The organism is Haemophilus sp. SZY H36, assembly GCF_018829625.1.
Classification (GTDB): domain Bacteria; phylum Pseudomonadota; class Gammaproteobacteria; order Enterobacterales; family Pasteurellaceae; genus Haemophilus; species Haemophilus haemolyticus_K.
The window spans coordinates 419,644-441,353 of record NZ_JAHKKA010000001.1; the positions used below are offsets into that span (position 1 = coordinate 419,644).

General features: G+C 38.8%; 26 protein-coding genes, 1 other RNA gene and 1 pseudogene. 5 read left to right on the forward strand and 23 right to left on the reverse strand.

Features of this window, described 5'->3' with window-relative positions; translation table 11 throughout:
- Positions 1–9 precede the first annotated feature (9 nt).
- The 13 genes and pseudogenes from KP713_RS01820 to KP713_RS01880 form a co-directional block, all read right to left on the reverse strand.
- Positions 10–1,191 (reverse strand): lipoprotein-releasing ABC transporter permease subunit, encoded by a 1,182-nt coding sequence (locus KP713_RS01820; RefSeq protein ID WP_215769677.1) that lies wholly within the window; start codon positions 1,189–1,191, stop codon positions 10–12.
- A complete protein-coding gene (locus KP713_RS01825) occupies positions 1,191–2,138 on the reverse strand; it encodes a 2-hydroxyacid dehydrogenase (RefSeq protein ID WP_215769678.1) in 948 nt (315 codons plus the stop codon). Before KP713_RS01825 ends, KP713_RS01820 begins: the two co-directional genes overlap by 1 nt.
- 54 nt (positions 2,139–2,192) lie before the next feature.
- A pseudogene (locus KP713_RS01830) lies at positions 2,193–2,315 on the reverse strand (IS3 family transposase); the annotation flags it as partial.
- Positions 2,316–2,352: 37 nt separating this feature from the next.
- Positions 2,353–4,308: a site-specific recombinase gene (locus tag KP713_RS01835; RefSeq protein WP_215769679.1), complete on the reverse strand. Its 1,956-nt coding sequence runs from the start codon at positions 4,306–4,308 to the stop codon at positions 2,353–2,355.
- Positions 4,309–4,754: 446 nt separating this feature from the next.
- Complete coding sequence (locus KP713_RS01840; protein ID WP_215769680.1) at positions 4,755–5,129, reverse strand: transposase; 375 nt, start codon at positions 5,127–5,129, stop codon at positions 4,755–4,757.
- An 87-nt stretch (positions 5,130–5,216) separates the two neighbouring features.
- Positions 5,217–6,071 (reverse strand): 3-deoxy-8-phosphooctulonate synthase, encoded by an 855-nt coding sequence (gene kdsA, locus KP713_RS01845; protein ID WP_005629022.1) that lies wholly within the window; start codon positions 6,069–6,071, stop codon positions 5,217–5,219.
- Between the two features lie 14 nt (positions 6,072–6,085).
- The gene (locus tag KP713_RS01850; protein ID WP_106013307.1) at positions 6,086–6,889 is read right to left on the reverse strand and encodes a SirB1 family protein; all 804 of its coding nucleotides are present in this window, start codon (positions 6,887–6,889) and stop codon (positions 6,086–6,088) included.
- Positions 6,889–7,767: a peptide chain release factor N(5)-glutamine methyltransferase gene (gene prmC / locus KP713_RS01855; RefSeq protein ID WP_215769681.1), complete on the reverse strand. Its 879-nt coding sequence runs from the start codon at positions 7,765–7,767 to the stop codon at positions 6,889–6,891. Before prmC ends, KP713_RS01850 begins: the two co-directional genes overlap by 1 nt.
- Entirely contained in the window at positions 7,767–8,207 is a 441-nt protein-coding gene (locus tag KP713_RS01860; protein ID WP_215769682.1) for an RDD family protein, read from the reverse strand. The genes prmC and KP713_RS01860 overlap by 1 nt, the downstream gene beginning before the upstream one ends.
- 52 nt (positions 8,208–8,259) lie before the next feature.
- Positions 8,260–9,342: a peptide chain release factor 1 gene (gene prfA, locus KP713_RS01865; RefSeq protein ID WP_032803489.1), complete on the reverse strand. Its 1,083-nt coding sequence runs from the start codon at positions 9,340–9,342 to the stop codon at positions 8,260–8,262.
- 93 nt (positions 9,343–9,435) lie between these two features.
- The gene (locus KP713_RS01870; RefSeq protein WP_215769683.1) at positions 9,436–9,972 is read right to left on the reverse strand and encodes an elongation factor P hydroxylase; all 537 of its coding nucleotides are present in this window, start codon (positions 9,970–9,972) and stop codon (positions 9,436–9,438) included.
- Between the two features lie 32 nt (positions 9,973–10,004).
- A complete protein-coding gene (gene dinB / locus KP713_RS01875; protein ID WP_215769684.1) occupies positions 10,005–11,072 on the reverse strand; it encodes a DNA polymerase IV in 1,068 nt (355 codons plus the stop codon).
- A 65-nt stretch (positions 11,073–11,137) separates the two neighbouring features.
- A complete protein-coding gene (locus KP713_RS01880) occupies positions 11,138–11,641 on the reverse strand; it encodes a hypothetical protein (protein WP_215769685.1) in 504 nt (167 codons plus the stop codon).
- Positions 11,642–11,746: 105 nt separating this feature from the next.
- Here KP713_RS01880 and ssrA point away from each other — a divergent pair.
- Both ssrA and KP713_RS01890 read left to right on the forward strand, forming a co-directional pair.
- Positions 11,747–12,112, forward strand: a transfer-messenger RNA (tmRNA) gene (ssrA, locus tag KP713_RS01885).
- Between the two features lie 163 nt (positions 12,113–12,275).
- Positions 12,276–12,656 carry a pyrimidine dimer DNA glycosylase/endonuclease V gene (locus KP713_RS01890; RefSeq protein ID WP_005638006.1) on the forward strand — a complete coding sequence of 127 codons (381 nt, stop codon included), beginning with the start codon at positions 12,276–12,278 and terminating at the stop codon, positions 12,654–12,656.
- A 215-nt stretch (positions 12,657–12,871) separates the two neighbouring features.
- On the opposite strand, the gene hypE is transcribed toward KP713_RS01890, so the two are convergent.
- The 8 genes from hypE to KP713_RS01930 all read right to left on the reverse strand — a co-directional run bounded on the left by hypE (position 12,872) and on the right by KP713_RS01930 (position 19,009).
- On the reverse strand, positions 12,872–13,885 hold the full coding sequence (gene hypE, locus KP713_RS01895) for a hydrogenase expression/formation protein HypE (RefSeq protein WP_215769686.1): 1,014 nt from the start codon (positions 13,883–13,885) through the stop codon (positions 12,872–12,874).
- 1 nt (position 13,886) lies between these two features.
- Positions 13,887–14,999, reverse strand: coding sequence for a hydrogenase formation protein HypD (gene hypD / locus KP713_RS01900; protein WP_215769687.1), 1,113 nt, complete (start codon positions 14,997–14,999; stop codon positions 13,887–13,889).
- Between the two features lie 3 nt (positions 15,000–15,002).
- Complete coding sequence (hypB, locus tag KP713_RS01905; RefSeq protein WP_215769688.1) at positions 15,003–15,809, reverse strand: hydrogenase nickel incorporation protein HypB; 807 nt, start codon at positions 15,807–15,809, stop codon at positions 15,003–15,005.
- Positions 15,810–15,956: 147 nt separating this feature from the next.
- A complete protein-coding gene (locus KP713_RS01910; RefSeq protein ID WP_215769689.1) occupies positions 15,957–16,574 on the reverse strand; it encodes an energy-coupling factor ABC transporter ATP-binding protein in 618 nt (205 codons plus the stop codon).
- 1 nt (position 16,575) lies between these two features.
- Entirely contained in the window at positions 16,576–17,208 is a 633-nt protein-coding gene (locus KP713_RS01915) for an energy-coupling factor transporter transmembrane component T family protein (protein ID WP_215769690.1), read from the reverse strand.
- A complete protein-coding gene (cbiM, locus tag KP713_RS01920) occupies positions 17,208–17,828 on the reverse strand; it encodes a cobalt transporter CbiM (RefSeq protein WP_215769691.1) in 621 nt (206 codons plus the stop codon). The genes KP713_RS01915 and cbiM overlap by 1 nt, the downstream gene beginning before the upstream one ends.
- Entirely contained in the window at positions 17,828–18,313 is a 486-nt protein-coding gene (locus KP713_RS01925) for an HI_1622 family ECF transport-associated protein (RefSeq protein ID WP_005632431.1), read from the reverse strand. The genes cbiM and KP713_RS01925 overlap by 1 nt, the downstream gene beginning before the upstream one ends.
- Before the next feature lie 12 nt (positions 18,314–18,325).
- Positions 18,326–19,009, reverse strand: coding sequence for a DUF4198 domain-containing protein (locus tag KP713_RS01930; protein ID WP_215769692.1), 684 nt, complete (start codon positions 19,007–19,009; stop codon positions 18,326–18,328).
- 95 nt (positions 19,010–19,104) lie between these two features.
- Here KP713_RS01930 and KP713_RS01935 point away from each other — a divergent pair, with 95 nt between their 5' ends.
- Positions 19,105–19,512, forward strand: a complete 408-nt coding sequence (locus tag KP713_RS01935) for a Cd(II)/Pb(II)-responsive transcriptional regulator (RefSeq protein ID WP_005633867.1) — start codon at positions 19,105–19,107, stop codon at positions 19,510–19,512.
- Positions 19,513–19,525: 13 nt separating this feature from the next.
- On the opposite strand, the gene KP713_RS01940 is transcribed toward KP713_RS01935, so the two are convergent.
- Together KP713_RS01940 and KP713_RS01945 are read right to left on the reverse strand one after the other, a co-directional pair.
- Positions 19,526–20,068 carry a tetratricopeptide repeat protein gene (locus KP713_RS01940; protein ID WP_048953983.1) on the reverse strand — a complete coding sequence of 181 codons (543 nt, stop codon included), beginning with the start codon at positions 20,066–20,068 and terminating at the stop codon, positions 19,526–19,528.
- The gene (locus KP713_RS01945; RefSeq protein WP_215769693.1) at positions 20,069–20,785 is read right to left on the reverse strand and encodes a YwiC-like family protein; all 717 of its coding nucleotides are present in this window, start codon (positions 20,783–20,785) and stop codon (positions 20,069–20,071) included. It lies immediately after the preceding gene.
- Between the two features lie 111 nt (positions 20,786–20,896).
- Here KP713_RS01945 and KP713_RS01950 point away from each other — a divergent pair, with 111 nt between their 5' ends.
- Together KP713_RS01950 and KP713_RS01955 are read left to right on the forward strand one after the other, a co-directional pair.
- Entirely contained in the window at positions 20,897–21,247 is a 351-nt protein-coding gene (locus KP713_RS01950) for a RidA family protein (RefSeq protein WP_215769694.1), read from the forward strand.
- Between the two features lie 30 nt (positions 21,248–21,277).
- Positions 21,278–21,682, forward strand: coding sequence for a Z-ring associated ZapG family protein (locus KP713_RS01955; protein WP_048953986.1), 405 nt, complete (start codon positions 21,278–21,280; stop codon positions 21,680–21,682).
- Positions 21,683–21,710 lie beyond the last annotated feature (28 nt).

The window sequence follows — 21,710 nt, forward strand, 5'->3', positions numbered from 1 at the left end:
TTAAAAAACTTATTCGTATCGCAAGGCAGCGGCTGGTTCTACTTTTGCAGCTCGATAAGCGGGATAAAGGGTTGAAAGTAAAGAAAGTAACAAGGAAAATCCAATGACAAAAATCATTTGAACAAAGGATAATTCTGTCGGTAAAAAAACACCTTGTGGATTTACCGCACTTACAATGTCTGTTAAGTTCAAGGTGACTAAAACACCTAAAATAGCACCGAGCAATGTGCCAACAAATCCCACCAGTAGTCCTTGATAAATGAACACTGAACGCACTTGCGATTTTGTTAAGCCCTGAGTTTGCAAGATCGCGATTTCCCCTTGTTTATCCACCACCATTAAACTTAAAGAGGTGACAATATTGGAAATCGCCACGACAATGATCAAACTAATCAGCAATCCCATCATATTTTTTTCCATTCTCACCGCTTGGAAAAATTCACCTTTTTGGACACGCCAATCCGTAATTTTTTGTGTTGGGAAATGTTGTGGGAGTTCTGTAATTTGGAACGGATCATTCAAAAATAAACGATAGCCCTGTGCTTGCTGCGGTTGAATACGCATTAAGCGACCAATATCTGTAATATTAGCAAAGGCTTCATAACCCGATGCTTCGCCATAATCATAATAAATATCGCTAACCGTAAATAAACGCTGTATTGGCACGCGACCGAATGGTGTATATTGACTATTTTCCGTAATCATCAAACGGATTTTATCCCCAACATTCACGCCCAATTTTTGCGCCAGTTGATCACCAATGACCAGTTTAAATTCCCCACTAGGCAAAATTTCATTAAATTTAGCCTGATCAAAAGATTCAACCAAAGGATCATCAAAAAATGATTGAATACCAATGATTTGTCCTGCACTCACGCCTTTTGTCGTTTGGTAAATCACATTTGTTGTATTGATCGGCACCGCTTTTTGGATAAAGTGCGGTAAATTTTCTAATGTTTTTTCTGTAGAAATGGGCTGTTCTTCACTCACAATCGCGTGAGGAATGGAAGATAGCACCTGTTGTTTTTGGTAACCTTCTAATCCATTCATCACAGAAAGCACGATAATCAATGCCATCACACCTAGCACAATCCCTAGGCTTGCAAGATTAGTCACTAATCGGCCAAAACGATCCGCACTTTTAGCACGCCAATAACGTAGTGCAATATAAAGAGAAATAGGAAAATTCATTATTTTTGATTTAATTGTTGTACAAATTCTTCGATGTTTTGCATTACTTTGCCAACTAATGTTGTCACTGCACTATCACTCGCCCAAGCAATATGCGGGGTGATAATTAAATTAGACATAGTTGTTGCAGCTAAAATTAACGGATTATCTTTTTCTGGCGGCTCTTTTACCATTACATCCAAAGCCGCTCCACCTAAATGCCCCGTTTTTAACGCATCAACTAAGGCAAGTTCATCAATCAGAGGCCCACGTCCTGTATTAATCAAAAATGCACCTTTTTTCATTTTGGATAAGGTTTCTGCATTCATTAAATTCTTAGTTGTTTCGGTTAATGGGCAATGCAAAGTCACAATATCCGCTTGTTTTAATACTTCCTCAAAGGGTGTATAACCTTCACGGCAAACAGTGGCGTCTTTGTGTTCAGCATAAAGAACTTTCATTCCCACGGCATTAGCCAAACGTCCCACTTCTGATCCTAAGCAACCTTTACCAAATACACCCAATGTTGAACCGCGCACATCTGTAATTGGGTAATCAAAATAACAAAACTGTTTACTTTCCGACCATTTTGCTTCTATTTGATCGCGTAACCAACCAGCCAAACTGTGTTTTAAAGAAAAAATCAGACCGATAACGTGTTCTGGCACGGTTGTGCTGGAATAACCGGTCACATTACGTACGGAGATTCCCATTTCTTCTGCAGCCACAAGATCAACATTATTTGTACCAGTTGCAGTAATCGCAATTAGCTTTAACTTAGGTAATTGTTTTAACGTTTCTCGATCAAAAATGACTTTGCTCGTAATAACAATATCAGCATCTTTCGCTCGTTCAATCGTTTCAGCACAAGAAGTATGCTCATATTCAGTCCAAGTATGCACAAAGCTTGGACGAGGAATAGGGATATGTTTCGGGATAGCCATACTATCTAAAAAGACGATATTCATTGTTTCTACTTTTATATACAAAGTGATCTGCCCCCCAAAAGTTGGACAGGTTAGTTAACTTAAATATTGAGCTCGGTATTGCACTGGGCTCAATCCTTTGAAAGCAAGTTTAATTCGTTTTTGGTTGTAATACACTAAATATTCTTCAATTTCAGCCTGTAATTCAGCGATTGAGTGATAAGTCCGAGAGTGGGGTGCAGATCACTTAAGCCGATTATTTATCTAATTGAACAGGAAGAAATAAGCTTAATGGACGTTTTTTCACAATTTGACAAACTTCATGCCAAATTGGCCACCAGCTATCAATTTCCGTATTTAAAGAACGCAGGGCAACCCAAAGCGTTAATGAAAAACTGACAATTAAATTCACTAAACCAATCAACAATACAAAAGCAATGCATTGTAAAAGCAATGAATAGGTGAAATGTCCGCTCACGGCAATATAGCCTACATTCGCCGATGAAAATGCCACATGACGAATATCTAACGGAAGATGCGTTAAGTAACCCACCACACCCGTAATACCAAGCAGCATACCAAAGCAAAGGTTACCGATAATAGAGCCATAATTCTCATGCATATAATTAGCAAATTTAACGCGAGATTTCTCAGACATCAATTTTTTCAATAATGGATGTTGCGTTAAACGCATGCGCATATTCAAATAATTGCTGCGGTTATCAAAATAGCCCGAAATAATCCCTGAGCAGAATAACCATACTCCCGCAATGGCTGCAAACCATAAGGTTCCCGCAAAAGGATCAATGCTATGCAACTGATACGCGATTTGATCAGCATTCATCAATGCCTCACCTGTTTTATATTGGTAACCAAACGCAATCAATGCCGCTAAGCCCATCGCGATGAGCACATTACCTAGCACCGCAATACTTTGAGAGCGAAATACATCCACTAATAATTGGGCTAATTTCATATTGACGCTTTTACCTTGAGGCGTTTTCTCGACGGCCTCAGCAAAACGAGCTGCTGTCATGGCCGGCTGTTTCGTTGCAACCGTAAAATGCAACATAAAGATCACCATAAAACCTAAGCCGTAATTTAAGCCTTCAGCAATCCCTTTCCAGACTTTGTCATCAATAATGCTACCTAGATAGATTTTAAATAGCGCCATCAGTGCAATTAATACCCCACCACCTGCGGCAGAATAAAACATTGCCCAGTACTCTTTTTTATCTCGAGTGATGTAATGCTCGCCATGATCGCCCGCATTTTGGGTAATGCTACGTGAAATTAATCTTGAGCTTTGTTTCCATAATCGGGTGATGCTATGTTTCTCTGCTGCTGCGCGAGCAAAACAGCCAGTTAATAACAATATCCGGCGTGGTAAATAGCGATTTGAAACAAAAATCGCCATCAAGGTTTCCAATCGCTCTAAAGTCTGAGAAAGACGCTCCAATAAATACGCAGTATTTAAGGAAGAGCCCACCACTGCCCCACGTTTTTGCAAACGATCAACCAATTTTTTACATTGGCTAAACATTACCTGTAAATGGCTATCATCAAAAACCGTTGATTGGCGGCGCGCCTGTAACCAATTCACCACTTCATGGTGCAATGCCACAAAAGGGGAATCTGCATTCAACAGAGAAGGCTCCATTCGCATCAGCTCAGGATCCATATCTTCAGCAGCAATCCAAATTGAAAGCATCTCAATGGCAAATAACCCTTCACTTTCAATATGATTTTTTAAACGCTCACGATCTTTTTGTTCTGTACAACGGGTTAAGACGCCAAATACACCTCGCCACGTTTTTAAAGGAACAGCATCAATCCAGCGTGCATCATTTTTATCTCTAAATAATAAATAAAAAATATCACGTAAATCATTAATATCTTTAAAAGAGGGGTTAAAACGCTCATAAATACGTGTTTTCATCTCCTGTCCAAAACCGCCACGTGTAAGGATACCGCTACTAATAAACAAGGGGTAAAGGCGTAAACCACATAACCAACCACATAATAATTTCGAAACAGAACAGCCTAATTCTTTATCGTTCTTTAAGATAAACTTAAACAAATGCAAGGTCGGAGCAATTTTTTCTGTGGGGCTGCTACGTAATAATTGGCACAAGCCCTCCACGAGACCAAAGGCATCGTTTTCCGCCACTTTGTTACGTAAAAATTGCGGTAAGGTATCGATTTTAATCATGAGCTTCCCCCTCATATCGTTTATATTCAAAAGCGTAACATTATACAGCGCTGTTGGATAAAGTAAAAATTAGCGGAAAAAGCGATCTCCCCCCCCCCAAAAAAAAGTTGGACAGGTTAGTTAACTTAAATATTCTTCAATTTCAGCCTGTAATTCAGCAATTGAATGATAAGTCCGTGAGTAAAACACTCTGATTTTAATATCGCAAAAAAGCTTTCAATCACCTCATTATCGTAGCAATTTCCTCGGCGACTCATACTCTGTACCGCTTTACCTTTTGGCGTAATTTGAGCGTCATGGGGCAATAACCATCTCGGTTTTTGTTCTTTTTATACGGCGATAAAATAACTTCTTTAGCTTCGTAATTCGCTTAATCTCTTTATAGTAAAAGCTTGAGCGAGGCATTTTAGCCACTCGAAATAAATCATTTAACGCGTGGTTTGGCTTCAAGCTTTCAATGATTTTTCTTTTTTCTGTCGCTGTTTTTGACGGTCGAGTGCCTCTAACTCCTTTAGGTAAGCAATCTCCGCTCGAGCTAAAGCGAGCTCTCTCTGTAACTTTTTAAACGCTTTAGGTGAAAAGTCTGTGGTTTCTTGAATTTCAATGTCTTTCTTTTTCATCTTTGGCTTCACTATTTTCGGTGTTTTAAGGCCTGTATAAGGCGATTTTACGCCATCAAGCCCTCTTTCCCGAAATGCTTTTAGCCAATAAATGACGAGAACGTGGAAAATTTGATGAAGTTTAGCCACCTCATGGATACCATAATCCTGTTCGGTGACGAGTTTGATATTTTTCAAACGAAATTGATAAGAGTAGGACATAATCTGCACTTCAAATTAGGTGTCCAGCTTTTGGGGTGCAGATCAAAGTGCGGTCAAAATTAACCGCACTTTTGCTTAAATATTTTCTTAGATTGAGGTATCCAATTCTGGGAAAGATTTTACTAAATCATCAATCGCTTTCATTTGAGAGACAAAACCTTCAAGAGCAGAAAGAGGCAATGCAGAAGGGCCATCACATTTCGCTTGATTTGGATTTGGATGCGCTTCTAAGAATAAGCCTGCAATTCCTACCGCTAAACCAGAACGCGCGAGTTCGGTCACTTGTGCGCGACGGCCACCTGATGCAGCCCCAAATGGATCACGGCATTGAAGTGAATGGGTTACATCAAAAATAACTGGGCTACCCTTAGATGCTTTTTTCATGACGCTGAAGCCAAGCATATCCACAATTAAATTATCGTATCCAAAGTTTGTTCCACGATCACAAAGAATGATTTTATCGTTACCACATTCTTCGATTTTTTCCACGATATTACCCATTTGACCAGGGCTTAAAAATTGTGGTTTTTTCACATTAATCACTGCGCCTGTTTTCGCCATCGCTTCAACAAGATCGGTTTGACGAGCCAAAAAGGCTGGAAGTTGAATAATATCTACAACATCTGCAACGGGCTGACATTGATAGATTTCGTGTACATCGGTAATAATTTTTACACCGAACGTATCTTTTAATTCTTGGAAAATTTTTAATCCTTCTTCCATACCTGGGCCACGGTAAGAATGAATAGATGAACGATTCGCTTTGTCAAAAGAAGCTTTAAACACATAAGGCACGCCAAGTTTCTCCGTCACTTTCACATAAGCTTCACAGACTTGCATCGCCATATCACGACTTTCAAGTACGTTCATTCCACCAAAAAGCACGAAAGGTTTGTCATTTGCAACATCAATATTGCCAATTTTTACAATTTTATTTTGCATAAATTTTCCTTAAATCAATGGAGGGGAAAAGGATCTTTATCAATCTCGCCCTTAAGTTCTAAAAGTTGAGTTCGGATTAAAGCCGCAGTTGGGTCTTCCGGACAACGTTCCACAAAAAATTCTAAATCTTTTAATGCCGAAGGGTAAGCACCCATCTGAGCTAAAACTAAACCGCGATCACGGATGTGATAAGGATCTTCATCATTACCAATCAGTAAATTCTCAATATAACGGTATGCCATGTCGTTATGCTCTTCGCGGATGAGTGCATTCTTCGCCAGTTGCTCAAAACGAGAATAAAGTAAAGAAAGATCGGCTCTATCAAGTTCTTCCGGTTGAATTTGCACACCAAAGCCAAATGCCCCTTCATAAAGTTGCTGTAATTTTTCTTGCGATATATAAGTGCCATCCCAAGGATCAATAAAAGCCACTTCATCTCTTACTTCGGCACGTAAAATGAGCTGTGTTGGGAAATTGACTGGGTAAATCGGCAAATCCAATACCTCGGCTAAATAAAGCACAATTGCCCCAAGCGTCACTGGCATTCCTTGACGATGCTCCAACACATAGGGCAAATACAAATTGCGTGCATAGAAATACTCTTCTGAGTCACAATGAAAGCCCCAATCACCATAAAATAGCTGTAGTAACTGATGAATTTGCTCTTCTTTCGGCCAATCTGGCGAAATTTCTTTACGTGCTCGACGTACAAACCCGCCAATTTTTCCCCGAATTTGCGCTTCTGATGATCCATCATCTGAGATGGTATTATAAAAATGCACAAATTGATCGTATAACGCACGTCGATAATATTTCATTACTTCTTCCAAAAACCTAAAGTGACGCGCTCATTGTCGCCATAATCACGCACGGTTTCAACCATTTCCCAATGATTTTCTAGGAAAATTGAGCGCACTTTTTCGCCTTGTTGCCATCCATGCTCAAGTAATAATACGCCATTAGAATTCAAATAACCCGGTGTTAATTCAATAATATGACGTAAATCAGCATAACCGGCATCATTGGCAACTAATGCAGAAAGCGGTTCAAAACGCACATCACCTTGACGTAAATGTTCATCTTGAGCATCAATATAAGGCGGATTACTGACAATAAGATCAAACTGCCCTGTTATATTTTCAAACCAACGGCTCTGCAAAAATTGCACATTTAACTTATTTTTTTCTGCATTAGATTGGGCTAATTCCACAACATCGGACATAAGATCAACACCAATGATTTCTAATGAAATTTGTCGTTTTTGACAAATAGGTGAAAGCTCTGATGCTAATGCTAACGAGATAGCGCCTGTGCCTGTGCCAAGATCAAGAATACGAAAGTGCGGTGGATTTTCTTCCAGTTTTTCTAAAGCAATTTGTAATGCCTTTTCCACTAAAATTTCAGTATCTGGTCTTGGAATCAATGTGCCTTTTGAGACATTTAATGGCAACGACCAAAATTCTTTTTCACCAAGAATATAAGCGATAGGTTCGCCTTTTAGACGACGATCTAAAAGTGCGGTCAATTTTAACTGCACTTTTTCATCAATCTCGGTATCATCAAAAGCAAGGATTTGCGTACGCGATTTGCCAGTAGCATGTTGAAGAAGCACAAACGCATCAATTTTGCTATTTTCAGTGGGATTTTTTTGTGCCAAATCCACAATCGCTTGTGCCAGCCATTCTTTATAATTCATTATTTTTCGTCTTTTAACACAATTGTGCCAGCCACTAAATCAGTTAAAGAACGGCGATCATCACGCACAAGTGCAACAATACCGCTAATAATCAATAAGAAACTCGTCCACGCCAATAAAATATCAATAATCTCACGACCAATATATTTACCAAATTCAACAGGCTGATTGGTATGATAATTAAATACACGCAAGCCTAAGCAGCGTTTTGCCATTGTTTGCCCATAAGTTTTCATGAAATATAACTGAAAACCAGCATATACAATCGTCCCCACTACACCAGCAAAATCCCCCAATGCAAAACCGAGACCAACCATCACCCAAAGCACAAGCCCATTAATCATACTCGCAAGCCAGCGTTTAAAACGGCTTGCTTGAGCATGTTGAGAAGGTTTGAAAGCAGAAGAAAATTCAGCATCTTTTTGATTTTCAATGATCATTTTATTTCCCTGTAAAGTTAAAAAGGACATCTGAAATCAGATGCCCCTATCATTAATTCTGTTCAGACAATGCCGCCAACTGATCCGCTTGATATTCGGTAATAATCGGCTGAATCAGTTCATCAATTTTACCATTCATTACTTCATCCAAACGGTAAATAGTGAGATTGATACGGTGATCTGTGACTCGACCTTGCGGATAATTATATGTGCGAATTTTATCAGAACGATCGCCCGAACCTAATAAGTTACGGCGCATATCTGTTTGTTCTGCGGCTTGGCGTTCTTGCTCTGCTTGAACAATACGTGACGCTAATACCGACATTGCTTTCGCTTTATTTTTGTGCTGTGAACGCTCATCCTGACATTCCACCACAATACCTGTTGGAATATGTGTAATACGAACCGCAGAATCCGTTGTATTTACGTGCTGACCACCAGCGCCTGATGAGCGATAAGTATCAATACGCAAATCTGCTGGATTAATTTCTGGCATTTCCGACTCTGGCAATTCTGGCATTACCGCAACGGTACAAGCAGAAGTGTGGATACGCCCTTGCGATTCAGTTTTTGGTACACGTTGCACACGATGACCGCCAGATTCAAACTTTAACTGACCATACACACCTTCGCCAGTGACTTTAACAATCACCTCTTTATAACCGCCTTGCTCACTTTCGTTAGCACTTAGCATTTCTACACGCCAGCGTTTACTTTCAGCATAGCGACTGTACATACGGAATAAATCACCGGCAAAAATACCCGCTTCATCACCGCCTGTTCCCGCACGGATTTCTAAATAGCAGTTATATTCATCATTAGGATCTTTCGGCAGTAAAAGAATTTGAAGTTGTTGTTCCACTTCTTCAATTTCCGCTTTGGATTCTTCTATTTCCATTTGCGCCATTTCTTTCATTTCAGGATCGTCGAGCAATATTTCAGCTTCTTCAATATTTTGATTTAATTGCGTCCAACGATTAAAACATTTCACCACTTCTTCAAGTTGCGAATATTCTTTAGAATACGCACGGAATTTATCCTGATCACTAATTACAGAAACATCACCTAATAAGGCTTCTAGCTCTTCATAACGTTCTTTTAAACTTTCTAATTTTGCAATAATGGAATCTTTCATCATTTGTAAGTCACCGAAAATAAAATCGGCGTATTCTAGCCGATTTTAGGGAGAATTGACAGTGTCAAAAGTGCGGTTAAAAATCGCCACTCTTTAAATACGCGTCACATCAAATTTACTTAAATCAATACGATCTTCTGTGCCATAAAAAATAGCAAGAGTATGGCGTAACATTTCAGCTCGTTTTGGTAAACCTTTTTCCGCGTAGATTTTCACTTGTTCATACACGGCTTGTTTAAAAGGCTGTGTATCACCCGGATTGCCATTCAAATTATCCGCACTGGCAAAATAACGGAAACCTGCCGCCGTCGCCAAAATCCACTCTAATGCTTGCGGTTTAACTTCAACTTTTTCAAAATCACGCTGACGTTCTTCTGAACGTCCATCTGGCTCATACCAATAACCAAAATCTTCTAGTTTACGGCGTTCTTTGCCTGCCACTAACCAATGAGCAATTTCGTGCAATGCACTGCTATAAAATCCTCTAGCAAAATAAATCGCGTTATAAGGCACTTCATCATTTGCGGGTAAATAAATGGGTTCTTCACCGCCTTTGACTAAGCGAGTGTTGTATTCCTCTTCAAAACATTGATTAAAAATTGCAATAATATCTTCTAATTTATGTTCCATAATATCGACTCCTAAAAAACCGCGAGATTATATCACCAGAGGCTCATTTGTTCTTGTTTATTTTCTTCAGGCAAATTGACATGTAACCCAATCAAACGAATCGAGCGCCCTTTTGCTCGCATAAAAATTTGAGGAAGTAATTGATGAAAACTCTCCAAAGAAAGTGGCAAACCTGTTTTCTCCAAAGTAGTTACTTGAAAATCTTCAAATTTAAACTTTACGCCAATTTTACGGAATGAAGATAACGGTATATTAGGGGCAACACGCTTAAGGCGACGAATTAGCTCTTGATAAAGATTATTCAATAATTCTGAAGCTTGCTCAATTGTGTGAATGTTTTCAAGCAAAGTTTGTTCTACGCCAACTGATTTACGTTCACGATGGGCTTGTACTTCACGATCATCAATGCCATGACTAAAATCCCAAATACGTTTACCCGCCTTACCAAATTGATTTAATAAGACGATTTGATCAAAGCTTTGAATGTCAGCACAAGTTTCTAATCCCATATCGAGTAATCGTTGTGATGTCACTTTACCCACACCAGGGATTTTATTTAAGGGTAAGGTTTTAATGAATTTCTCGACTTCATTCGGCTTAATCACAAATTGTCCATTAGGTTTATTCATATCCGAGGCAATTTTGGCAAGGTATTTTAAAGGCGCAACACCAGCCGAGGCAGTTAAATGTAACTCATCAAAAATTGCTTGGCGGATTTCTTGTGCGATCCAAGTCGCTGAGCCAGAACATTTTTGACAGTACGTGACATCTAAATAGGCTTCATCTAAAGAAAGTGGTTCAATAATATCAGTGTAGCGCTGGAAGATTTGATGAATTTGTGCCGAAACTTGTTTATACAACGCCATATTCACGGGCACAAGAATGAGATTAGGACACTTTTTTATGGCTTGAGCCGTTGGCATTGCACTATGCAAACCAAATTTTCTCGCCTCATAATTACAAGTTGTCAATACACCACGTTGACGAGAAGAACCACCTACAGCAACAGGCTTTCCCTGCAAATTAGGATTTTCACGAATCTCAATCGATACGTAAAAACAATCCATATCAATGTGAATAATTTTTTTATCTTGTAGCATAAAAAAAGTGCGGTTAAATTTTATTTAGTATAACCGCACTTTAATTACTGTTCAAGCATACATATTTAATTATCAGAAACGACTTTCTTATCTTTAAACATGACTGAACGTTCAACTTTATAAACATGAATAGGTTCTTGCGTATTCATAAAAATTGAACGGTATTTTTCATCAATTTGAGTAAATGGAATTTGTAAATTAATTGTCAGTGTCTTACCTGGCAATAAGGTATTTTCTAATTCTATTTGCATATCTTGGCTATGCACAACTTGACGATTATGCACATACACACTCATCCATTGAATATTTTGAATCGGGAATTCACTTTTATTCGTAATAGTATATTTAAAGCGAGAAAGTGCCTGACCATCCTCACCTACCACAATATCTCTATCGCCAACATCAATAGAAATAGCATAGTTAACATACTTAGGGTAGCTTTTTTCTGCAGTTGCAGTTTTTTCTACACTTTTAGGTTTTTCCTTTGAAACATTTTCTTTTGCAATTGCAGAAGAAATTGAACAACTAGCTGCAAACAAAGCGAGTACTAAATATTTAAAAAATGACATTATTTTCTCCTATAAAAAACGCCGAAATTTTACCCTAACTCACGCATTTAATAAATACCGCTCTTTTTCTTCTGCTTGTTTTTTGTTAGACTAGTCTACAATTTTGGGGCTGATTCTGGATTCGACGGGATTAGCGAAGCCCAAGGTGCACGTCGAGGTGCGGTAGGCCTCGTAAATAAACCGCAAAAAAATAGTCGCAAACGACGAACAATACGCTTTAGCAGCTTAATAACCTGCATTTAGCCTTCGCGCCCTAGCTTCCGCTCGTAAGACGGGGATAACGCGGAGTCAAACCAAAACGAGATCGTGTGGAAGCCACCGTTTGAGGATCGAAGCACTAAATTGAATCAAACTAGCTTAAGTTTAGCGTGTCTGTCCGCATGCTTAAGTGAAATTAAAGACTAGACTAAACGTGTAGTGCTGAAGGTAGAGTAATTTCGGACGGGGGTTCAACTCCCCCCAGCTCCACCACCCCTTTATTTTTCCTCTTCTAAGTTTTCAATAAAAGAAATAATTTAGTTTTTCTACTCACCTTAGTTTTAGTAACCGTTACCTTATTATTACCTAGCACATTATTGGTGGAATTAGTCATATTCATTACTCGATGGGATATAAAATAATAAAGAGAGATTTTATGACCAGAATTAACCTTGTTCCTCCTGCTGAACTTTGCGATCAGCATCTATTAGCGGAACATAGAGAACTAACACGGATTCCAAATGCGGTTGCGAAAGGAAAATTTAGTTTAAAAGGGCAGCCTGAAGATTATAAATTAGGCGAAGGACACGTACGATTTTTCTTTAATAAACTTGCGTTTTTAAAGCAACGTTACGACTTATTGCATGAAGAGTGTCTTGCTCGTGGTTTCAATGTTCAATATTTTTGGGCAGAGGAGCTACCTGATGATCCTAATCTTTGGCAAAATTATTTGCCCACAGAAAATGCTTTAGCATTAAACCGTGAGCGAATTGCATTGCGTATGCCTGTAAAGGCACGATTTACCGCAAGAAAATAAAGCCCAGAAAGAGCTTTAGCTTTCATTGTTTTGAATGAAATATAATCAGCATCCACACCGACCATTGTAGTCTCTATAGTGCGGTAGCCTTCATGCCATTTTGGATAAATTGCCAGTGATGGATAAACTACTCTAGCTGTTCTAAGCTATTTTTGCTAAGTTGAGAAATCACTTCACCTATTTAATTTTTCTAAAGTATTGATTTTATCTAATCATTAACAAATTCTTGGCAATGGTTCATTTGTTGGTAAATCTAATAATCGACTTTGTCCAAATATACCTACTAAACGCACTTTTTTATCGGTTGTCACTTCACCAATCACGGCCGCATTTTCACCTAATGGATGACGGCGAAGTGCGGTCAAAATTTCTGGTGTTTTTTCAGCGGAGGCAACAATAACCAATTTCCCTTCATTCGCGAAATTTAATGCTTCAAGACCCAGTAATTCACAAATTCCGCGTACTTCTTGGCGAATTGGCAAGGCTTGTTCATCAATATTCATGCCTAGCTGTTGCGCCTGTGCAAATTCATGCAAAACAGCATTAACTCCCCCACGGGTCGCATCTCGAACTGCTTTAACACCATCTACTTTGCGTAAATTTTCAATCAATGGATACAGCACGGCGCAATCGCTATGAAGATCCGTTTGGATACCCAGTTTTTCACGTAAATTTAAGATTGTTGCGCCATGATCCCCAATAGTGCCGCTAACAATGATTTTATCGCCAGCCTGAATGTTATGAACCCCCCAATCCAAATTTTGAGGAATAACACCAATTCCACTGGTATTGATAAAAATCTTATCCACTGCACCTTTCTGTACCACTTTTGTATCGCCAGTAACAACCTGAATGCCTGCCGCTTTTGCGGTTTCTGCCATTGATTGAATAATTGCTTTAAGATCCACAAGTGGCAATCCTTCTTCCAAAATAAAGCCACAGGATAAATATTTTGGTATCGCACCGCACACCGCCACATCATTTGCCGTGCCGCACACCGCTAATTTTCCGATATTACCACCAGGAAAAAAAATGGGATCAATGACAAAACTATCCGTACTAAATGACAGTGTTTGGCCTTGCTTTGCTAATTCGGTTAATGGAATTCTTGCCTGATCTTCCCCTTGTGCCAAAATAGGATTAGCAAAGGCTTCAACAAAATAATCTTGGATCAATTTTTGCATGGCAGCACCGCCATTGCCGTGCGCCATAGTGATAAATTCGCTCATTTTATTCTCTCCGATATTGATAATAGGCTGCACATGCGCCTTCGGAAGAAACCATTAATGCGCCATAAGCATTATCAGGATTACAACCTGTGCCAAATAATGGGCAATCAGATGGTTTACAACGCCCAGTCAAGACATCGCCACAACGAGAATTAGGATCATCCGCCACCTGTTGAGCTTGGCTTTGGAAATAAATTTCGGCATCAAATTCACGATAAGCCTCCGTCAATTCCACGCCAGATTGTTCAATTTCCCCCAACCCACGCCATTCACTGCTTGCTTTAAGCTGGAATACTTCTTGCATTGAACGTTGGGCTAAAGCATTTCCGTGATCATCAACAATGCGTTTATATTGATTTTCGATTTCACAACGGCCATCAACAAATTGCTGCACTAACATCACAATCGCCTGCAAAATATCTAAAGGTTCAAAACCTGTAATCACAAAAGGTTTGTGATATTTATCAACAATCCCTTGATAAGGCGATGAACCAATCACCATACTCACATGCCCTGGCGCAAGAAAACCATCAATTTTGACTTGATCTTGAGCCAGTAAGCTATGTAACGTTGGAATAATCGTGATGTTTTGACAAACAATCCAGAAATTTTTTGTTCCTAGTTTTTTAGCTTGTTGAAGCGTCACTGCTGCGCTCGGCATCGTCGTTTCAAATCCTAAGGAAAAAAAGACGACTTTTTTATTCGGATTATTTTGTGCAATATTCAATGCATCCAAAGGCGAATACACAATGCGAACATCTGCGCCTTTCGCTTTTGCTTCTAAAAGCGAACCTTTACGACCTTTCACCCGCATTGCATCCCCAAAAGTACAGAAAATGACATCAGGTTTCAGCGCAATTTCAATACAGACATCAATACGCCCCATCGGAAGCACACAGACAGGACAACCTGGGCCATGAATAAATTCGATACTTTTTGGCAATAGCCGATCCAACCCAAATTTAAAAATCGTATGGGTATGTCCGCCACACACTTCCATTAAATACAATGGATTCTGCGCCGTAAAGTGCGGCATTTTTTCCATTAATTTTTCAAGTTGCGCCACTAAACTACGGGCAAGTTCAGGATCGCGAAATTCATCAACAAATCTCATCGATTATCCTTGTTTACGTTGTTCTAGCCAATTTAACCACTCGCTAAGACCTTGTTCAGTTGTAGCGGAAAGTTGAATCACTTCAATATTAGGATTCACACGTTTTGCATTGGCAATGCATTGTTCTACATCAAATTTCAAATAAGGTAATAAATCCACTTTATTTAAAATCATCAAACTGGATGCGGCAAACATATGTGGGTATTTAAGCGGTTTATCTTCGCCTTCTGTCACTGATAAAATCACCACTTTCGCTTTTTCGCCAAGATCAAATTCAGATGGACAAACGAGATTGCCCACATTTTCGATAAACATAATGCTGTCAGCTTGAGGTCTTAATTTCACCATAGCTTCGCTAATCATTTGTGCATCTAAATGACAACCTTTGCCTGTATTCACTTGAATAGCCGGCACGCCAGTCGCACGAATACGATCTGCATCATTTTCAGTTTGTTGATCGCCTTCGATTACATAACAAGTGCGGTCATTTTTGAGGGCATTTAGCGTCGTCGTTAACAGGGTGGTTTTGCCTGAACCCGGACTCGATACAAGATTCAAGGCTAAAATATATTGTTTAGCAAAGAATGCACGGTTTTGATCCGCGAGTTGATTATTTTTTCCGAGAACATCTTGTTCAATTTTTAACAAACGTTTTTGGGTATCGTCTGCATCGACTGGTTTATTGAAATGAAATGTTGAATGTGAAAAGTTTGGCATACCTGATTGATGACTTCCTTGATCATCATGTGTATGAGGCAATTCACCAATACGGACTTGCTCTGGATGTCCGCAGCCACAGGTTGTACACATAAATCCTCCGTTTTAATGTGCTTATTTGGGCTGAGGTTTCAAACTGACTTTCAACAGAAATAATGTTTAAAACACTCGAAGCCCTGAGCTTTGTCAACAAATTTGCAACAAGCATAGCACAATCAAAATTCAGCTTTTTGATGAAGATCATAAACTGATAATTTCTGTGGCTAATTCGTTAATAAATCCATGATGATGGGATGAAATCAAAATGGGTAAGGCAAGTTCACGCAAAAGTGCGGTCAATTTTTCAGTATTTTTTCGATCTAATCCATTGGTAGGTTCATCTAATAATAAAATTTTTGGCTGCATCGCTAAAACACCTGCAAGTGCAGTGAAATTTTTCTCACCACCAGATAAGGTATGCACCATACGATCTTTTAAACGTGTGATACCAAGACGTTCTAATTGCTGCTCTGCGATATGATACGCCTGCTCTCTGGGCACATTTTGGTTTAATGGTCCAAAGGCAATATCATCCAACACCGTTGGGCCAAAAAGTTGATCATCAGCATTTTGAAAACAAATACCAATCGTGCCACGAAACGGTGCGAAATCTTTTTCTTCACGACAAACTTGGCCAAATAATTGAATTTCACCTTTGGTTACGGGAACAAATCCCAACAAAGCAAGCAGTAAAGTGGTTTTTCCTGAGCCAATTTCCCCTTGTACGAAAAGACGTTTTTGACCTTCCAAGGTAAAACTCAAATCTTGAATAATCGCTCTACCATTGCGTTCTATATAAAGATTACTTACAGCTAACATATTATTTTTCTCTCTTTTTGCCAAACCGAAAACCACGACATTTTAAGGCCATTTGCGCCGTTTCGGCTTTCAACAGGGCATGAATCAATAATAAAGCGACACTTTGAGCCGTCAAATAAAGGGTTCGGCTATTAAGCCCAGGACGAAATCCACGAGCCCGCATGGCAATATCCATCTTTTGACGCAATTCACCAAGCAGTGCAATGTAACGTACGGTCAACACAAAAAGTTGAATTAATTTTTCTGGCAAAGGCAATTTACCAATGGCTTGAACAAGCACTGCATCATTAATATTCCACAAAAAAAGCCAAAGAGAAATCAGCAATAAATGAGTCCGCAAACTCAATTTTTCTGCTAATTCTATACCTTGAAAATTGAGTTCAATACCATTTTCTCCAATTTTCCAACTTAATGTCGTCCACATTAAAGCAATAAAAATGATTAAAGCAAACCAACGTTTAAGATAAGGCAAAAAAGATTTTTGACTGAACTGCAGTGAAATAAAAAAGAGAGAAACTGCAAGCAAATTAAGGGGGATAAGCCAAGTGAGATCACTTAATCCACTAATGATTAGCCCCCAGATAAACAGATAAATCAACCTAAAGTGCGGTTGAAATAAGCGATGAATTTTCATTAAGAGAAATTCTCGGTACGATTCATGACTTCAGGATACATTTTACCAAGCAAGGTAATCACCCCCACGCTGATAATACTATCCAAAATAAATACCGGAATATGAGAGACTAACAAGAGCCAAACAAGATTCAGATAACTTTTTCCACCATCTAACATCAGTACAAAAGAAGCAAGCGCGCCTGCCCCGCCAACGCCAATTACGCCAGATCCAATACCGACTAATAAACGATCTTTTAAAGCTATGTGCGGTTGTAAACGAGAACGGAAAAGATAATGAGCGATCACCGCTGGCGTTGCCATCACGCAGAGATTGACACCTAACACTGCAAATCCGCCAAAAGAAAAGAAGATGACTTGCAATAAAAGTGCGATGAGGAATGCAGGAAAAACAGCCCACCCAAGAAATAAACCAGCCATGCCATTTAAAATTAAATGCACGCTACCAATTCCGACGGGCACATGAATGGTTCCTGCCACAAAAAATGCCGCGGCAAAAAGTGCGGTGAGCGGTAAACGTTCTGGTTCTAAACGACGTAACCCCACAGCAATGCCCGCAACAGCAAGCACTGCGCCAGCTAATAAAATAGGCGTATGTAACACGCCTTCAGATAAATGCATTAAATACGTCCTTGTTTAATTTTACGCGCATTACGTAAAGCAATAAGTCCAGCAATACCAACGATATAACCGATGCCACCTAAAATATCATGCAAATAAATTTTATCTTTTAAATGCGCAATATCTTCGCGAAGAAGCATTAAATCTGCCCCGCTTTGATTTTCGGCAGATGTATGAGCAGCAACTACTGACGCACGATGTCCTTCATCGCCTTCCACTACAACTTTTAAGGTTGTATGCGGCACATCAGCAATAGAAAGCTTAAATGCGCCTTGACGGTCAGTTTTTCCAGTTAAAACGGGATCAGAAACACCTGAGCGGAAAACTTCTAAATAAGTTTCAGCTGCTGGGGTCATATCAGAATAATAGGATTTGCCAGAGAGTGTTTGCCCATCATATTGGGCAAACACATAAAGCGCGTGGGCATAAGCATTCGGGAGATAGCAAGCCGCAAAAAGTGCGGTTAAAAAAACAATTTTCTTCATCCCAAATCCATATTATTGCACATCAAAAGTTAACATATATTCTACAGAGCGACGATCGTAATCCGCATTATTAGTTACTTTTTCCTCAAACTCTGCCCATACTTTGTTGAAGCCTTTAGTTGGCGTAAATTGAGCGATACCTTTTTCATTAGTTAAATTGAACGGAGCATCTTCACTCACACCCACTTTAATGCCTTGAACTGGTTTACCGTTATGTAAAACAAGGATAGAAAGTGGTTTGTTCGCTTGTGCTTTTTCTTGAGGAATCAATTCGTAAGCTTGTTGATGAGATTTGAAAGATTCAGCATCCCATTTCAAAATCGCTTTACCAAATTTAACAGGATTAGTACTAAACTCCGCTGTTGGTTCTTCACGTTTTGTTTTTTCAACGTATTTACCGCTTGGTAGTTTTGACCATACACCATTATCGAAATGAACGAATACTAAATCTGATTTAGGCATAAGATAGGCTTCACCATTTCTGAATTGATAGTCAACAGCAGTTAATTTTCCTTGCGCATTTAAGGCTTGGATAGATTTAAGTTTAGATTCTGGATAGGTTTCAGTTTGTTCATGTCCAAATTTCACCACGTATTCACCTTGGGCTGAAGCAGGTTCAAGCCAAACATTGTGTGCGTTAGCAACAGACATACCTAAAAGTGCGGTTAATCCCACTGCGATTTTTTTTAATTCCATTTTGGATACTCCTTGTTTGTTTTTGTTTAAGAAAATCTGAATGCATGATAAAATATAAAGTAACTTTAGAGTCAAGTTATTTTTTAAGGAAATTGATGAAAATTGGAGCACTTGCGAAAGCCTTAGGCTGTACCGTAGAAACCATTCGTTATTATGAACAACAAGGTTTAATCCCGCCCCCCAAACGCACTTCGGGCAATTTTCGACAATATAATGAAGAACACTTGCAACGTTTATCATTTATTTGTAACTGCCGAAATTTAGATATTTCATTAAGTGAAATAAAAAGCCTACTGAATTTAGAAAATGCTTCAAAACAACAAGCAGAAGAAATAAATCGCGTATTAGATAAACACATTAAAGAGGTAGCCACAAGAATTCACGAACTCGCCCATTTGCGGATGAAATTAATTGAATTACGTGAGAAAACGGTGTCGAACGATGAAGATCCAATGAAATTGCTATTGCAACATAGTGGCGTGAAATTTGTGCGGTTAAAATAACCGCACTTTTAGATTATGGCTGACTAGATAAACGCTGTTTTGCTTCCTTATTGCCTAATTCAGCGGCTTTCTTCAGCCATTCCAATGATTTTTCAGGTTGGTTTTGTGAGCGATAAATATTACTTAACATCATCATCGCATCCGTATCTTTAGCTCGAGCTGTACGCTCAAAAAGCTTAATAGCTTGCTCTGTATTTTGTTTGACGTAATCGCCACGCAGATACATAACGCCAAGGTTATTTAACCCTTTCACACTTCCCTTCTCTGCTGCTTCGCTAAACCACCAATAAGCCTTTTCGTAGTCTCTCACCGTGCCACGCCCAAGGTTATATAACATACCTAGATTGCTTTGAGCGGTGATATTTCCTTCTAACGCCATCGGATACATAATATCGAAAACAGATATCCATTGCTGTTTATTAGCAAACTCTTGTGCCAAATTCATTCTTGCTTGATCATCCATTTTCGAACTTGCTGTAACATCAACGGTTTTCATTGCCCAAATAGGCAAACTACAAGAAAGTAATACTATATGAAAAAATAACTTCAGTTTCATTTACAAGGTTGCTATTAAAAGTAAAATAAAAAATACGGCAGTAATCGCAAATTCGGTTAATCCAACTTGCATAACAGAAAGTTTTTTAGTCGGTAGATAAACTGCTCGCACTAATCCTGGGACAAAAGCTAATGCTAAAATAAATTGTTGCGAAATCACAAAAATCAGCACACATAATAAGTGAAAAATCACTGACGCCCAAAAATAACGTGGATTTTTTCGCTCACGCATCATAGATTTCACATAAAGTGTTGTTCCAATAAAAAATAATGTTGGATAAATCGCCACCCAAAGTACTTTTTCATCAAAAGTGCGGTCAGAAAAATAATAAGATCCCATTCCAGCTAGCGCAAAAATTAAGATGCCCGCCAAGTCATTCCATAAGTTACGCTCATCTTTTTTCTTGGTGAAATAAATGTTTACCGCGACAAACGGCAGCATGGCAAACATAAAATACAGCACTTGCCAATTATAAATTAACGCGGGAATCGCAAAAATCACAGCAGCAGCAAAATAAATCACAGACCATTTTTTGTATAACTCAAGATTTTTACCTTTAAACAAATTCAAAAAAGGATAAGTCATCAAATAAAGCGAAAACCATCCTAATAACAAAAATACGTGCGCCCAGACAGGATTAGCAAGTAACATGCCATAAATAAAAGGCACCAATGCCATAACAATAGCGCCATGCTGATTAGAGATAAGCAGTTTCATAATGATTAAATAATTGAGAATAATTATCGGGTATTCTAGCCTAGTAAAGAGGATTTTACAAAGTAGTAAACGCTATTTAGAATAGAAGAAAGCACCCCAAAGGAGAATCCTATGACAATTCAACGCATTTTACCCAGCGCACGTTTAAGTGAAGTTTCAATTCATAACAACCTCGCCTATTTTGCAGGGCAAGTTCCAGAGCTAACCATCGAGCAAAATGCCTACGAACAGACCAAAGAAGTATTAGGTTTAATTGATAAATTGTTAGCTGAAATTGGCTCCAATAAAAGCAACATTTTAACCGCGCAAATTTTCTTGGCAGACATGCAAGATTATGCTCAATTAAATCAAGCTTGGGATGAATGGGTCGATCATGTTAGTCCACCAAGTCGAGCGACAGTCAAAGCTAAATTAGCGAATCCTCATTGGAAAGTTGAAATTGTTATTATTGCAACTTGTTAGTTTTTTAAGCCGAATAAACAGGAGAATATTATGGAAAATTGGACAAATGAAATTTGGGTAGCGATTGGTATCGCTTTTATTGTTGGATTATTTATTGGTTACATTATTGTGCGTTTAACCAAAGGCTCCGTAAAGCATCAAGCTAAAACAGAAGCGGAATTAAAAACCGTCAAAACCCAACTTGATACACAAAAGGCGCAAATCGAAAAACATTTTGCAGAAAGTGCTGAATTATTCAAAACCTTAATTAACGATTATCAAAAACTTTATCGCCACTACGCAACCTCCTCCAATAATTTACTGGGCGAAAAAGAGCACAAAGGTTTATTCACCCAACAGTTAATTACTGCAACAGATAAATCTCAAAATGAACAGCCAAGAGACTATTCCGAGGGCGCATCAGGCTTATTTAAAGAAAAGAAAGAAGAAAATTAAAAAGTGCGGCTAAAAATAGAAATGTTTT